Origin of the sequence: Pedobacter sp. Leaf170 (genome assembly GCF_920984665.1) — a bacterium.
Taxonomy (GTDB): Bacteria; Bacteroidota; Bacteroidia; order Sphingobacteriales; family Sphingobacteriaceae; genus Pedobacter.
In genome coordinates this window covers 625,846-639,575 of sequence record NZ_CAKLBP010000001.1, presented here as the reverse complement: position 1 = coordinate 639,575, position 13,730 = coordinate 625,846, and the positions used below count along the sequence as shown (strand labels likewise).

The following is a 13,730-nucleotide window of genomic DNA, read 5'->3' as shown; positions in this document are numbered from 1 at the left end:
ACCACGCAAATGTCAAATTGGCATTACACTATTGGTGGCATTAGAATTGAATATATATATTTAAACATAAAAAAATAGATTATGGCATTAGAAATCACAGATGCAAACTTCGAGGAGCTTGTATTAAAATCAGATAAACCAGTATTAGTAGATTTTTGGGCAGAATGGTGTGGCCCTTGTCGCATGGTGGGTCCGGTAGTAGAAGAAATCGCTAAAGAATATGATGGCAAAGCTATCGTTGGTAAAGTTAACGTAGATAACAACCCTCAAATTTCTATGCAATTCGGTATCCGTAACATTCCTGCATTATTATATTTTAAAGATGGTCAGGTTGTTGATAAACAAGTTGGTGCGGTTCCAAAATCAGTATTAGCTGAAAAACTAAATAAGCAATTAGCTTAATTCAATAAAGCTTGCTTTATTAAAATATATAACCCGAATTCGTTACAGAGTTCGGGTTTTTTATTACAGATATTTTTTGTTCTTTTATCTAACAAAATCATAACTAATGAAACTATCCAACTGTAAAACATCAACATTTATAATTTCTTGCTGCCTTATTAATTTAGGCATTTCAGCAATTGCTTCGGCACAAACTCCTGTAGAAACTCAAAAGCCAACGGCAGATTTTAAACCCGCTTTTGATGGTCAAACCAGAATTGCAGGTGTTAAAACGAAAACCGAACTCAATATTTCTATCCTTAACGATAAACTTGATCGTCCTTGGGCAATTTCAGAGCTTCCAAAAGGTGGTTTTTTAATCACTCAAAAAGCCGGTAACATGGTAATTTTAACAGCCGATGGAAAATTAAGTAAAACGATAGAAGGCTTGCCGAAGGTAGATGATTCTGGCCAGGGCGGTTTGTTGGATGTAACTTTAGATCCAGATTTTGCTAAAAACAGAATGATTTATTGGGCTTATTCCGAGCCGCAAGATAAGGGCGTTTTACTAGCCATTGCAAAAGGCAAATTAGCGGCTAGCGAAACTTCAATCGAAAATCAAACCATTATTTATCGTGCTACGCCAGCTTACGGAGGTAAACTTCAATATGGTTCAAGAATTGTGTTTGATAAAAACGGCAACTTGTTTGTGAGTACAGGAGAGCGTTCAGGCGGCGATATCAGAATTCAGGCACAGTATTTAAACTCATCATTAGGAAAAATTCTGCATTTAACTAAAGATGGTAAACCTGTTCCAAATGGTCCTTTTGCTGGTAAAGCAGATGCCCGACCAGAAATTTATGCTTTAGGTTTACGTAACCCTGATGGTTTGGCTATTAACCCTCTAACAGGCGATTTATGGGAAGCTGAATTTGGACCAAGAGGTGGTGATGAAGTAAATTTAATTAAACCTGGTAAAAATTATGGCTGGCCAATTATCACTTACGGAACAGAATATAGCGGTAAAAAAGTAGGGGATGGCATTCAGCAAAAAGAAGGAATGGAACAGCCGGTTTATTATTGGAACCCAAGTATTTCACCTGGTTGCATTGCATTTTATAACGGTAGCGCTATAGCCGAGTGGAAGGGAAATCTTTTTGTAGGTGCTTTAAGCGGTTCTCATATTATCAGATTGGTAATTAAAGATAATAAAATTGTTGGCGAAGAGCGCTTGCTTGAAGGCAAAGGCGAACGTTTCAGAGATATGGTTGAAGGTAAAGATGGCGCCATGTACAGCGTTACCGACAATGGAAAACTTTATAAAATAGCGAAGAAATAAAAAAATCATTATAAGACTTCACGGTCATCCTGAGCTTGTTGAAGGACTTTTACAAGTGGCATTTCGACTACTTGTCCCGAAACTTCGGGAAGTTCAACGTGACAACCACAGCCGAATGAAAGGTCTTATGATAAATCTTCTTTTGAATTAAATTTATTTTTTTTTTGGAAATGAATGTTCAGCAATTCTTCGCAATTTCAGTCCCACTGTTCGTTATAGCTCCGATGAAAAATCGGAGGCTGCCACTGCCATTGGGTTTATGAACTGTGGATATTAGCGCAGATTAGCCAAAATCAATATCTGAAGTTCTTATAGTATTTGTCACTCTGAGCTTGTCGAAGAATTTATTAAAAACATTTCGACAGGCTCAATGTGACAGTTATGATGTGATTTACGAAAAATAAAATGCTTCGCCCTTAAATAACTTGTCCCGATGCTTTGAGGAACTCTGGTTGACGATATTTTTTGTTTTTTCCTTATTTAGTAATATTGGGCAAGGGGCGGTTAGTAATCCAAATTTTAATTAACTTTCTTCAATAGATGAATATTGATTTGCTTTCAAAACGGAGGTTAAATATCTTTTCGCCCAGATTACAAATGGCAAAAATAAAATGCTTGCGATATAAAGATATGGAGGCACAAAAACCTCATAACCACCAAAAAGATAGCCAACCTGCAGTATGGTTAAAATGGCGATAAATAAATAAGATGCAATCAACATTTTTTTCAACCCCTTTAACAATAATCGAACATCTTCAATATTACTAATCCCGGTAGGAAAATTTGAATGACCAATATAAGCAATGCAGATCATTGCAAAAATATCAGAAAAAAGTCCTTTTAAGTTTTGATTTGGTTTTAGATAATTAAAAATATTCATTATAAAATTAGTAAGGCATGATAATACAATTGCACCAATAATAATATAAATGAAGCCAATGATGTTTTTTTCGCGTTTGCTCATTAATTGTTTGTTTGGTTTTATCACTAATATATAAAATGGAAAGAAGATCAAAAAATATTTTTACATCCTGCTAATTTTAAAACGGTTTGCCAACAATAACAAACTCAATGTTATTGTTTAGCTTTACTCTATGCAGGAACTTAATTATGAAAACGAGTCGGGCTATGGAAACCTCGAATTATTAGCAAAACAGGTTGTTGAAGGTTTTATTACAGGTTTACATAAAAGTCCTTTTCATGGGTTTTCTGTAGAATTTGCCGAGCACAGGCAATATAACAATGGCGATAATGTTAAAAATATTGATTGGAAATTATACGCCAAAACCGATAAGCTCTACAGTAAAAGGTTTGAAGAAGAAACCAATCTTCGTTGTCAGTTTGTTATCGATGTTTCTTCGTCGATGTATTTCCCCGAACCAAAAAACAATAAATTAACTTTTGCAATTCAAGCGGCGGCATCATTAATGTACTTGTTAAAAAAACAAAGAGATGCTTTTGGTTTGAGTCTTTTCGCCGATGAAATTTTATTAAATACACCAGCAAAATCTACAACTGTTCATCAAAAATATTTATTTTCCAAGCTTGATGAGTTATTGCAAAAACCCAAAGTTAATGCACAAACAAATTTGAGTGAAGCCTTGCATCAGGTGGCAGAGTTAATACATAAACGCTCATTGGTAGTAATTTTCAGCGATTTATTTAATACGCAAACCAACACTCAAAAAACCGATGAATTTTTTGATGCCTTGCAACATTTAAAATTTAACAAACACGAAATTGTTGTTTTCAACGTAGTTGATAAATCAAAAGAAGTTAATTTTGAATTCGAAAATCGACCTTATCAGTTTATAGATATGGAAACCGGCGATACAATTAAAGTTCATACCAACCAGGTTAAAGAAAATTATACAAATGCAGTAGCTGCTTACAGGCAAAATATTGCATTAAAGTGTGCACAATATAAAATTGATTTAATTGATGCTGATATTAGTGAAGGATTTTATCCAATATTACAGGCCTATTTAATTAAACGACAGAAGCTCGGTTAGTAAAAAAACCTCCCGTATTTTGCAATACAGGAGGTATCAGATAAGGGTAACCGGAAAACTAAAAAACTAATTATGATTTTTTAGAATTTAACAAAATAGAAATCGCTTCGTGTTTTGTTATTTCAAAGGTGCACTTCAATTATGAAGTTTTAGTGAAGAATTCCTTTAAACGAAAGATAACATGCACTTTCATCATTAATTACAAATTTCCTCTTAATTCTTGTTCTCTTTCTAAAGATTCGAACAACGCCTTAAAATTACCTGCGCCAAAGCTTTGAGCGCCTTTGCGTTGAATAATTTCAAAAAACAAAGTTGGTCGGTCTTCAACCGGTTTGGTGAATATCTGCAATAAATAACCTTCTTCATCGCAATCAACCAAAATGCCTAAATCTTCAAGAATTTTAATTTCTTCGTCGATTTTGCCAACTCTTTGCGGCATCATATCGTAGTAAGCTTCTGGTGGAGCGCTTAAAAATTCTACACCACGAGATTTTAATTCTTTTACGGTACTAACAATATCTTTTGTAGCAACGGCAATGTGTTGTACGCCTTCGCCTTCGTAATATTCAAGGTATTCTTCAATTTGCGATTTCTTTTTGCCTTCTGCAGGCTCATTAATCGGGAATTTTGAAAAGCCATTACCATTGCTCATAACCTTGCTCATTAAAGCAGAATATTCGGTATTGATTTGTTTATCATCAAAAGATAAAATATTAACGAAACCCATCACATCTTCATACCACTGCACCGCTTCATTCATTCTATTCCAACCCACATTTCCAACACAATGGTCAATGTATAAAAGTCCGGCATCAGCTGGTTTATAATCACTTTCCCAAACGCGATAACCCGGCATAAAAGTTCCTTTGTAATTTTTTCTTTCGATAAACATGTGCACCGTTTCGCCATAAGTGTATATGCCACTCATTTTAACTTCACCATTCTCATCGGTTAAAGTTTGCGGCTCTAAATATGATTTAGCTCCACGTTTAGTCGTTTCTTCAAACGCACTGTAAGCATCATCAACCCAAAGTGCTAAAACTTTAACACCATCGCCATGTTTTTTTACATGTTCAGAAATTGGATGCTCTGATTTTAAAGCCGTAGTTAATATTAACCTGATTTTGCCCTGCTGCAAAACATACGATGCACGGTCGCGAACACCAGTTTCTGGTCCGGCGTAGGCCAGACTTTGGAAACCAAAAGCGGTTTTATAATAATGAGCCGCCTGTTTAGCATTACCCACATAAAATTCTATATAATCTGTTCCATTAATTGGCAGAAAATCTTGTGCTTTAGATATTTTTTCTGCGAATGTTAGTGTTTCCATTTTTGTTGTATTGTGTTCGGATTCCAAATTAAGTATCCGAAGATTTTTTATTTAAGACCGAAGTCAATTAATTTTATTCAATAATTCTTTTAAGCGATAAGTTTTCGAACTTCCGGCTCAAGACTTATCTTATTCTATATTTTCCTGCCAGCTTTTATGATAATTTTCATCCTCAATATCTATAGCTTCCTGAGTTAACATTAAAGGTTTAAAAGGGTCAATCATTACAGCAAGTTCATCCGTTTTTTCTTTTCCTATCGATTTTTCAACCGTTCCGGGATGTGGCCCATGCGGAATGCCGCCGGGATGTAAAGTGATTTGTCCTTTTACCACACTTTTTCTGCTCATAAAATCGCCATCAACATAATAAAGCACTTCATCGCTATCTACATTACTATGGTTATATGGCGCCGGAATAGAATCTGGATGGTAATCATATTTACGTGGAACGAAAGAACAAACAACGAAGTTGTGTCCTTCAAATGTTTGATGAACCGGTGGCGGTTGGTGCAAGCGACCGGTTATAGGCTCAAAATCGTGTATAGAAAATGCGTATGGGTAGTGGTAACCATCCCAGCCCACATAATCGAATGGATGCGTGCCGTATGTATATGGATAAATCAGGCCTTGCTTTTTAATGAGCACTTTAAAATCGCCAAATTCATCATGCGTTTGCAAATTTTCTGGTAATCTTAAATCTCGCTCGCAATACGGGGCATGTTCCATTAACTGTCCGTATTGGTTTAAATAACGTTTTGGTGGCCTCAGCGGACTAAAACTTTCTACAATAAACAAACGATTATCTTCCGTGTCAAATTCCATTTGGTAAATCGTACCACGAGGAATAATTAAATAATCGCCATAAACAAATTTAATTTCGCCAAAACCGGTTTTTAGTTTCCCCGAACCTTCATGCACAAAAATCATTTCATCAGCCTGGCTATTTTTATAGAAGTAATCTGTCATAGATTTTCTTGGCGCCGCCAAAACGATATGTAAATCGCTGTTCACCAAAACAGCCTTACGGCTTTTTAAAAAATCATCTTCGGGCTTAATTTTAAAACCTATTAAACTGGTGTGTTTAAGGTGCTTTTCGCGAGCTATTTTTGGCTCAACATCGTAAGGCTCGCCCAAATGTTTTACAATAGTAGGCGGGTGACAATGGTAAACTAAAGAGTAAAGGCTAGAAAAACCTTCGGTTGATACCAACTCTTCGGCGTACAAATTTCCATCAGGTTTACGGAAAACCGTGTGCCGCTTTGCAGGAATTTGCCCCAATTTATGATAAACAGGCATATTGATTTATGTTAGGTTAGAAAAAAATCTTAATAATCGACTATTAAAACGGCAAGGCGTTTTAATCAAAAAGGTAGTTGCGGAAAATTACAGAGAATACTGAGCCATGATTAATTTAGATAGCATCTTATAGCGACGTGCAGCAATCGCGTCGTTCACTAAGTTAATATGTAATGCTTTTAAAATCATGGTTTTGATTCTGCTAAATTACAGATTTTATTTCGAAGATAAAATTTCTTTACATTTAGTTCTTTCTATCAATTGCTGAGCTTTTTTTGTTCTTGAAATCTCCATTTTAATTTTATGAATAGTATCCAAAGAAAATTAAAGGGTTTACAATTCATAAACCCGGTTTCGAAAGAATGGATTGAGATTAAATAATTTCTTCATCATTTTAATTACTGCCCTAAATCATTAGCTTTACCACGTATTTTAACCAAATCGTATATGAAATTTGTATCCTACAAAACCGAAGACCAGGAGCATCTTGGCATTTTCAATAACGGACATATTTATAATCTTAATAGTTGCGATAAGCTTATCCCGGATAATATGAAGGAATTTCTGGAAGGTGGCGAAGTGTTAATGGAACGAGCTAAAAAGGTAGATGCTGACATAAAAAATGGCACCATACAAGCTAAAGAAGAGATATTTTACGAAATTTTGGCCCCCGTTCCGCACCCTACAAGTTGCAGAGATGGTTATGCTTTTAGGCAACACGTTGCTGCGGCCCGTAGAAACCGCAAGGTAGATATGATTCCGCAGTTTGATGAGTATCCGATTTTTTATTTTACAAATCATAATGCCATTCAGGGAACTGGTGATATCGAATGTATGCCCGACCATTTCGATAAGCTGGATTTTGAATTAGAATTAGCAATCGTGATTGGTAAAAAAGGTAGAAATATAAAGGCTTCAGAAGCTGATGAATACATTGCAGGTTACATGGTAATGAATGATATGAGCGCCAGAACTTTGCAGATGGAAGAAATGCTGCTGAATTTAGGTCCGGCGAAAGGCAAAGATTTTTCTACCGTAATTGGCCCTTGGTTAGTTACACCAGATGAATTGGAGCAATACAAAGTTGCACCAAAGGATGGGCATATTGGTAACGCCTATAATTTAAAAATGACTTGCCGCGTAAATGGAATCGAAGTTTCTAAAGGCAACGCCGCTGACATGGATTGGACATTTGCCGAAATTATTGAACGTTGTGCCTACGGTGTAGATATACTTCCAGGCGATGTAATTGGTTCTGGTACGGTGGGTACGGGCTGTTTTCTTGAGCTTAATGGCACAGGTTTACTCAACAACCCTAATTACACAACCCAATGGTTGCAGCCAGGCGATATTGTAGAAATGGAAATCACCGGTTTAGGAGCGCTAACAAATACAATTACAAAGGCAAACACAGATTTTTCGATATTAGCTTTAAAGAAATAAGATAATTTGAAAAGCAGGTTTCGGTTTTCATATTATGACCAATTAAGGCGATCGTCATTGCGAGTTCCGATTTTTCATCGGAACGTGGCAATCTCATTTGAGTAACTAAATTGATAAATGAGATTGCTTCAATCGATGAAAAATCGCTTTCGCAATGACGGCAAATTAAAGTTGGTGGATTTTTATTAGCATTTGTTGTTTATGCTTAGTGACCAATTAAGTCGATCGTCATTGCGAGTTCCGATTTTTCATCGGAACGTGGCAATCTTATTTGAGTAACTAAATTCGTTAATGAGATTGCTTCAATCGATGAAAAACCGCTTTCGCAATGACGGTAAATTAAAGTTATTGGATTTTATTAGCATTTGTTGTTTATGCTTATTGACCCATTAAGTCGATCGTCATTGCGAGTTCCGATTTTTCATCGGAACGTGGCAATCTCATTTGAGTTGATGAATTCATTAACGAGATTGCTTCAATCGATGAAAAATCGCTTTCGCAATGACGGCTTTGATTGCCAATTATTGTTTATAATACTAATTTCCTGAATGTAATTTTTTAAAACCTTTCAACCGTGCTAACCCTCAAAACCGAAGATTTATCTGCTGTACAGCTTCAAGATTATTTGCAATATGCCATTGCGCCACGGCCAATTTGCTTTGCATCTACAATTGATAGCGATGGAAATATTAATTTAAGTCCATTTAGCTTTTTTAATATGTTTAGCACCAAGCCGCCGATTTGTATTTTTTCGCCGGCGAGACGTGTAAGAGATAATACAACCAAACATACGCTCGAAAACGTATTGCAAGTGAAAGAATGTGTTATTAATATTGTTAATTACGATATGGTGCAGCAAATGAGTTTGGCAAGCACCGAATATGCAAAAGGTGTTAATGAATTTGAAAAGGCAGGATTTACCATGCAACCATCCGATTTGGTAAAGCCACCAAGAGTTGCGGAGGCACCTGTTCAATTTGAATGTGTAATTAATCAGGTTATCCCACTGGGAGAAAATCATGGAGCGGGAAATTTGATTCTGGCTGAAGTTAAACTCATCCATATTAATGAGGATATTTTAGATGCTGCAGGCAAAATTGATCAGCAAAAGATTGATTTGGTTGCCCGTTTGGGTGGCGATTGGTATTGTAGGGTAACTGCCGAAAATTTGTTTAAAGTAGCCAAACCTTTAGCAAAATTGGGTATTGGTATAGATAGTTTACCACAATCGGTTCGGTTATCAAAAGTATTAACCGGCAATGATTTAGGTATGCTTGGAAATGTTGAACATTTGCCAACAGATGAGGAAATCGATTTGGTTAGTCAATTACCCGAGGTTAAAGAAGTTTTAGATGCGACTATTGGCGATGCTTACACACGCGAACGCGAATTGCATGATTTAGCAAAATTGCAGTTGCAGAAAGGTAATGTAGAGCTCGCTCTGAAAATTGTTTTACTCTAAAAATTATCAATATGAAAACTCTTGTAGCAGTAGACCAATACATTGCCAATTCGGTTGAATTTGCTATTCCAATATTAGAGCATCTTAGAGATTTGGTGCATAGGGCAGATGCCAGGATAGAAGAGCGAATGAAATGGAGCATGCCATTTTTTGAATATAAAGGAACGGTTTGCCACATGGCTGCATTTAAAAACCATTGCGTTTTTGGCTTTTGGAAAGGTTCACTAATTGAAGATGAATTAGGGATTTTTAAAGAGCGTAGCGAAGCAATGGGCTTGCTGGGTAAAATAAAATCATTTGATGACTTACCAGAGGATGATATATTAATAGCTTATATACAACAAGCCACACAGTTAAATGAAGATGGGATAAAATTACCATCAAAAATTAAAGCTAATCCTAAAGAACTTACTGTACCACAGTATTTTATCGATGCTTTGCAAGAAGATTCGAAGGCATTAGCCGTATTTCAAAACTTTAGTAATTCTAATAAAAAAGATTACGTTTTGTGGTTTGAGGAAGCTAAAACCGAAGCAACCAGGCAGCGTAGACTGGAAACTGCAATAGAATGGATTGCAGATGGAAAAACCAGAATGTGGAAGTATATTAAGAAATAGTTGTTATAAAATACTAACCACTTTCATAAATCTGGTGCGGTAATGTCCATCCAAATCAGTAATGGTTACGCCTTTTGATTTACCGGAAGATGAATGAATAAATTTTATGCCATCATTATCGATAGAATAAATAATTCCAACATGGCCAATTCTACGTACTCGCGAATTACTTCCTGTAAATAAAATTACATCTCCAACTTTTGCACTGGCAAGGGTGGTTGCTTTACCCGTTGAACTAAATTCTCTTGATGAACGTGGTACTTTGAACCCAAAATTGCTAAATACGTAGCTCACAAATCCAGAGCAATCAAAACCAACTTTTGGGTTGCTGGTAGCGTAGCGATAAGGAATACCTAACATGCTTTTAGCAAAATCAATAAGGCTTGTTGAGTTTGTAGATTTAGGCTCCTTTTGAGCTTCCTCGATACTTTTTGGAAGGTTTTCGCTCAACTTTTTAACCAATTCCTGATATTGGGCAGGCAGTTGAGTTTGGGCATTTACTGCAGTTGCAGACAAAATGAAAAACGAAATTACAGCTAATATTTTCTTCATATGTTGTTACCAAAGATAGAAAAATATTTTTAAGCAGGTTAAAATGTTGAAAACCAGTTAAAACAAAAGAAGCCCAAATAAGTTTGGGCTTCAGTTATATTTAATTTTTTACAGGGTAATTATATGCTCGGAAACATGGTTTGTGCCCTTTCTCCGATAAATGGTATTGGTTTTTTTTCGCCGTTAAAGGCGCCAATTAAGCCTATAATCCAAAATACAAAAAAAACAACCTGAATAATTCTTAATAAATAATAAATGGCCGTACCTCCTGTTGAAAATAAAGCCAGGCCAATAAAAATACCTAAACCCCAACTTATAACCGTAGTTACAAGATGAAATAATAGCGTTTGCCTCAATTGATAGCGAGCCAGGTCGGTCTTATTATCTTTATACATGGCAAAATAGGCAATTAACCAGCCAATAAACCAGAAATAGCTTACAATAGAAGCGCTTTTACCATTGTCTGCTGATGCCGGATTTGTTTGAAAAGGATTATTTGTTTCCATATTTTAAATTATTGATTATCAATACTCTAATTAACAAATAATTTTTAAGATTTCAAGTTTTAAGGCGTTGTTACTGCAACTGGAATAATTTTTCCATTGAAAAATTTATGTCCGGTTCTGGCAAAATCTGCTACATATTTACCCATTTCAAAAGCCATTACAGGACTTTGGTATCCAGGAAAAGCGGCTTCTAACATTTCTGTTTGTGCAGAACCTAAAGCCAGGCAGTTTACTTTTATTCCAGTTTCTGCAAGCTCGAAAGCAAGGCATTCTGTAAGCGTGTGTAATGCTGCTTTACTAGCCGAATAAGCCGCTAAGCCTGGAAATTTAATGCTCCCTTGAAAACCGCCCATACTGCCAATGTTAACGATGTGTGTACCAGCTTGCATTAATGGAATAGTATTTTGTATCATTCTAAAATGCGATATCACATTACTTTGAAGCATCTCACCTAAATCTTGCTCAGTGGTTTCTAAAAATGGTTTATTAATTAATGTTCCAGCATTGTTAATTAGAATATCTATCGTACCTAAACGTTCTTTCAAAAAAGGAATTAAGGCCGCGTAATCATCAGTAGCAATATCAAATTCTACGGGTAGTAATGTACAATCCGGATTAATGCTTTTTGCAATTTCTAAAAGTTTACGCAATTTATCTGCCGTACGGGCAATGGCAACAATTTTATTATTGTTTTGTAAACTGAGCTCTAATGCAGTTTCAAAACCAATGCCGCTGCTTGCACCTGTTATAATGATGTTCATTTTAATTCTTTAGTTAAAGTGCAAAGTTAATTAATCGCCTATAAGCTGCGAAACCGGATTTTTAATAACATGCAATCCATCCAAAATTAATTTGGTGTGTTCTGGCTCTTTTCCGGCTTTAATTTCAAGATATACCAGTATTTCTTTTTCTAATTGATGAAAGATTTTTTTATGAAAGACCAGTTCCAGAAGTTCTAAAGCACAAAGCCAATCCTGGCGATACTGCGTTTTAAGCTGACCGAAAATATTGCTTAATTTTTCAAACCCCATATTTGTTTCCCGTACTGCTCTAACCTGCTTATATAATTCGTGTAATTTAATGGTTTTATCATCGTAAACAACTTTGTGGGTTTTTTCTATACTAATTGGCGCAATTATTTCAAAAGCCTCTTTATCTGCCGCTCCATTAAATACCGAAACAATTTTAGCTCCAACTGCCATATCATAATTGCCCCATTCTGGTTTAAATAATATGTTGCCGTTGCTTTCGGAAACTGTACAATTTGTAAATGTTATGAGTATAACTTTATCATCAGTTTTTAAAATTTTCTGCGTTAGGGCATCTATCGAAATACCGCTCTCAAAAACTAATAAAACTTGTTTATTTAACTCAATACCAGCAGCTTTAAGTTCATTATCGTTGTAATCTTCAAGCGGTTTTAAACTGTTTTTTAACCTTCCAACCGGCGATGAAAAACCATCGGCGTGATAATCTTTTCCATGGTTTTTTAACTGTTTGCCATTTAAAGCCAAAGCACTTGGGCCCGTTGTTTTAATAAAAGTTAATTCGTCATTAGCATCTACACCAACATCGGTAAAAACCCCACTAATTTGAAGGCCCGAACTGTACACTGCAGTTGCAATATTTTTACAGGCAATGGCTTTCATAATGCTTTCAGTGCCGCCACGCCTAAATGCCATCGTATCGGCAAAGCTTTCTAAAACATCAATCAGATTTTGAAAAGTTGGCGTTACAAAAAGTTGCGGCTGCGTTTTTGTAATGTCGTATTGGTAATTTATTGTATCAATAGTGTACCATAACTTTTTTACCTCTTTTTGCATGCATGATGCGCTTTCACCTATAGAAGAAAGTAAACCCGCACCATAAATCTTTGGGTTTTCAAGTGTTCCAATTAATCCGTATTCTACCGTCCACCAATGCAAACGACCAAGTAAAGCCATTTCTGAAGGCTCACCCATATTTTCGCTTATAAATTTCAATTCTCTTTCGGCCTTCGCAATTTGAGCGTCGTCAGCATCTGAAGCTTCTTTTAAAATAGAAAGTTTCCTGATGGCTTCATAAAGCTCAAAATCATTTGCCGAGAACATTGCTTTTGCGCCAATTGAACCAAAATAACTCAAATAATTATTGTAATCTGTATCGGCAATGATTGGCGCATGGCCGGCGCTTTCGTGAATAATATCGGGTGCAGGCGTGTATTCAATGTGATTAATTTGACGAATATCTGCCGCGATAACCAAAACTCGGTAAGCCTGGTATTCCATAAAAGCTGCAGGTGGAATAAAACCATCAACCGTTACAGCACCCCAACCAATTTTACCTAAATTATCATTCATGGTTTGTAAATCGGGGATGTATTCTATGCTTAAGCCAGCTCTTTGCAAGCCTTTTATGTATGGATAATAGGCTACATTTTTTAAATAACTATAATTTTGGCGCATTACATAACGCCAAACCGCTTGGTCAATCGGTGTGTATTTTTCGTAATTCTGGGCAACAATAAATTGCTTTAAATGATTTGGCAATTTTGCTACTTGCGCATTATTAAAATCGTTAAAATGGCTCATAGGTATTATGAAAATAAGTTGGTTAGTGGCTAAGTTATGATGTTGATTTTACCTTAGCAAGAATTAAGCCTACAAATTAACTCCTTATGATATTAAATAATAATTTCCCTTTTGATTTGAAAATTAAGGCCCAACATTCTTGGGTACTTCAGTCGGGCTGTTTGCTAAATCTTTTTCGCCGCAACGCATAATAACCACATATATTAAAGAAACTGCTTAAGA

13 protein-coding genes are annotated in these 13,730 nt (G+C 35.8%); 6 read left to right on the top strand and 7 right to left on the bottom strand.

The features are described 5' to 3' along the window. The first annotated feature begins 81 nt into the window (after positions 1–81). Entirely contained in the window at positions 82–402 is a 321-nt protein-coding gene (gene trxA, locus LUA90_RS02970) for a thioredoxin (protein WP_109923776.1), read from the top strand. Positions 403–508: 106 nt separating this feature from the next. Beyond that, positions 509–1,720, top strand: a complete 1,212-nt coding sequence (locus LUA90_RS02965) for a PQQ-dependent sugar dehydrogenase (protein ID WP_231490103.1) — start codon at positions 509–511, stop codon at positions 1,718–1,720. 523 nt (positions 1,721–2,243) lie between these two features. Here the strand turns inward: LUA90_RS02965 and LUA90_RS02960 are convergent. Then, the gene (locus LUA90_RS02960; RefSeq protein ID WP_231490102.1) at positions 2,244–2,684 is read right to left on the bottom strand and encodes a hypothetical protein; all 441 of its coding nucleotides are present in this window, start codon (positions 2,682–2,684) and stop codon (positions 2,244–2,246) included. A gap of 130 nt (positions 2,685–2,814) precedes the next feature. Between LUA90_RS02960 and LUA90_RS02955 the strand changes: the two genes are divergently transcribed. After that, positions 2,815–3,732: a DUF58 domain-containing protein gene (locus LUA90_RS02955; RefSeq protein ID WP_231490100.1), complete on the top strand. Its 918-nt coding sequence runs from the start codon at positions 2,815–2,817 to the stop codon at positions 3,730–3,732. Positions 3,733–3,931: 199 nt separating this feature from the next. Here the strand turns inward: LUA90_RS02955 and hppD are convergent, their stop codons facing one another. Both hppD and LUA90_RS02945 read right to left on the bottom strand, forming a co-directional pair. After that, positions 3,932–5,062 carry a 4-hydroxyphenylpyruvate dioxygenase gene (hppD, locus tag LUA90_RS02950; RefSeq protein WP_231490098.1) on the bottom strand — a complete coding sequence of 377 codons (1,131 nt, stop codon included), beginning with the start codon at positions 5,060–5,062 and terminating at the stop codon, positions 3,932–3,934. Positions 5,063–5,191: 129 nt separating this feature from the next. Continuing rightward, positions 5,192–6,358: a homogentisate 1,2-dioxygenase gene (locus LUA90_RS02945; protein ID WP_231490097.1), complete on the bottom strand. Its 1,167-nt coding sequence runs from the start codon at positions 6,356–6,358 to the stop codon at positions 5,192–5,194. Positions 6,359–6,805: 447 nt separating this feature from the next. On the opposite strand from LUA90_RS02945, the gene LUA90_RS02940 reads away from it, so the two are divergent. From LUA90_RS02940 to LUA90_RS02930, 3 genes are all read left to right on the top strand, one after another. Next, entirely contained in the window at positions 6,806–7,801 is a 996-nt protein-coding gene (locus tag LUA90_RS02940; RefSeq protein WP_231490095.1) for a fumarylacetoacetate hydrolase family protein, read from the top strand. A gap of 574 nt (positions 7,802–8,375) precedes the next feature. Next, positions 8,376–9,263 (top strand): flavin reductase family protein, encoded by an 888-nt coding sequence (locus LUA90_RS02935; protein WP_231490093.1) that lies wholly within the window; start codon positions 8,376–8,378, stop codon positions 9,261–9,263. 11 nt (positions 9,264–9,274) lie between these two features. Next, positions 9,275–9,880, top strand: a complete 606-nt coding sequence (locus LUA90_RS02930) for a YdeI family protein (protein ID WP_231490091.1) — start codon at positions 9,275–9,277, stop codon at positions 9,878–9,880. 3 nt (positions 9,881–9,883) lie between these two features. Here the strand turns inward: LUA90_RS02930 and LUA90_RS02925 are convergent, their stop codons facing one another. The 4 genes from LUA90_RS02925 to LUA90_RS02910 all read right to left on the bottom strand — a co-directional run bounded on the left by LUA90_RS02925 (position 9,884) and on the right by LUA90_RS02910 (position 13,508). After that, complete coding sequence (locus LUA90_RS02925) at positions 9,884–10,432, bottom strand: C40 family peptidase (protein WP_231462788.1); 549 nt, start codon at positions 10,430–10,432, stop codon at positions 9,884–9,886. Positions 10,433–10,551: 119 nt separating this feature from the next. Continuing rightward, complete coding sequence (locus LUA90_RS02920) at positions 10,552–10,938, bottom strand: DUF4870 domain-containing protein (protein ID WP_231490090.1); 387 nt, start codon at positions 10,936–10,938, stop codon at positions 10,552–10,554. 59 nt (positions 10,939–10,997) lie between these two features. Beyond that, entirely contained in the window at positions 10,998–11,699 is a 702-nt protein-coding gene (locus LUA90_RS02915) for an SDR family oxidoreductase (RefSeq protein WP_231490088.1), read from the bottom strand. A gap of 30 nt (positions 11,700–11,729) precedes the next feature. After that, positions 11,730–13,508, bottom strand: a complete 1,779-nt coding sequence (locus LUA90_RS02910; RefSeq protein ID WP_231490086.1) for an aromatic amino acid hydroxylase — start codon at positions 13,506–13,508, stop codon at positions 11,730–11,732. Positions 13,509–13,730: the final 222 nt, after the last annotated feature.

Bases quoted from the DNA above. Each gene is read 5' to 3' on its own strand.
- trxA (WP_109923776.1), top strand. From the start codon at position 82: ATGGCATTAGAAATCACAGATGCAAACTTCGAGGAGCTTGTATTAAAA.
- LUA90_RS02965 (WP_231490103.1), top strand. From the start codon at position 509: ATGAAACTATCCAACTGTAAAACATCAACATTTATAATTTCTTGCTGC.
- LUA90_RS02960 (WP_231490102.1), bottom strand. From the start codon at position 2,684: ATGAGCAAACGCGAAAAAAACATCATTGGCTTCATTTATATTATTATT.
- LUA90_RS02955 (WP_231490100.1), top strand. From the start codon at position 2,815: ATGCAGGAACTTAATTATGAAAACGAGTCGGGCTATGGAAACCTCGAA.
- hppD (WP_231490098.1), bottom strand. From the start codon at position 5,062: ATGGAAACACTAACATTCGCAGAAAAAATATCTAAAGCACAAGATTTT.
- LUA90_RS02945 (WP_231490097.1), bottom strand. From the start codon at position 6,358: ATGCCTGTTTATCATAAATTGGGGCAAATTCCTGCAAAGCGGCACACG.
- LUA90_RS02940 (WP_231490095.1), top strand. From the start codon at position 6,806: ATGAAATTTGTATCCTACAAAACCGAAGACCAGGAGCATCTTGGCATT.
- LUA90_RS02930 (WP_231490091.1), top strand. From the start codon at position 9,275: ATGAAAACTCTTGTAGCAGTAGACCAATACATTGCCAATTCGGTTGAA.
- LUA90_RS02925 (WP_231462788.1), bottom strand. From the start codon at position 10,432: ATGAAGAAAATATTAGCTGTAATTTCGTTTTTCATTTTGTCTGCAACT.
- LUA90_RS02920 (WP_231490090.1), bottom strand. From the start codon at position 10,938: ATGGAAACAAATAATCCTTTTCAAACAAATCCGGCATCAGCAGACAAT.
- LUA90_RS02915 (WP_231490088.1), bottom strand. From the start codon at position 11,699: ATGAACATCATTATAACAGGTGCAAGCAGCGGCATTGGTTTTGAAACT.
- LUA90_RS02910 (WP_231490086.1), bottom strand. From the start codon at position 13,508: ATGAGCCATTTTAACGATTTTAATAATGCGCAAGTAGCAAAATTGCCA.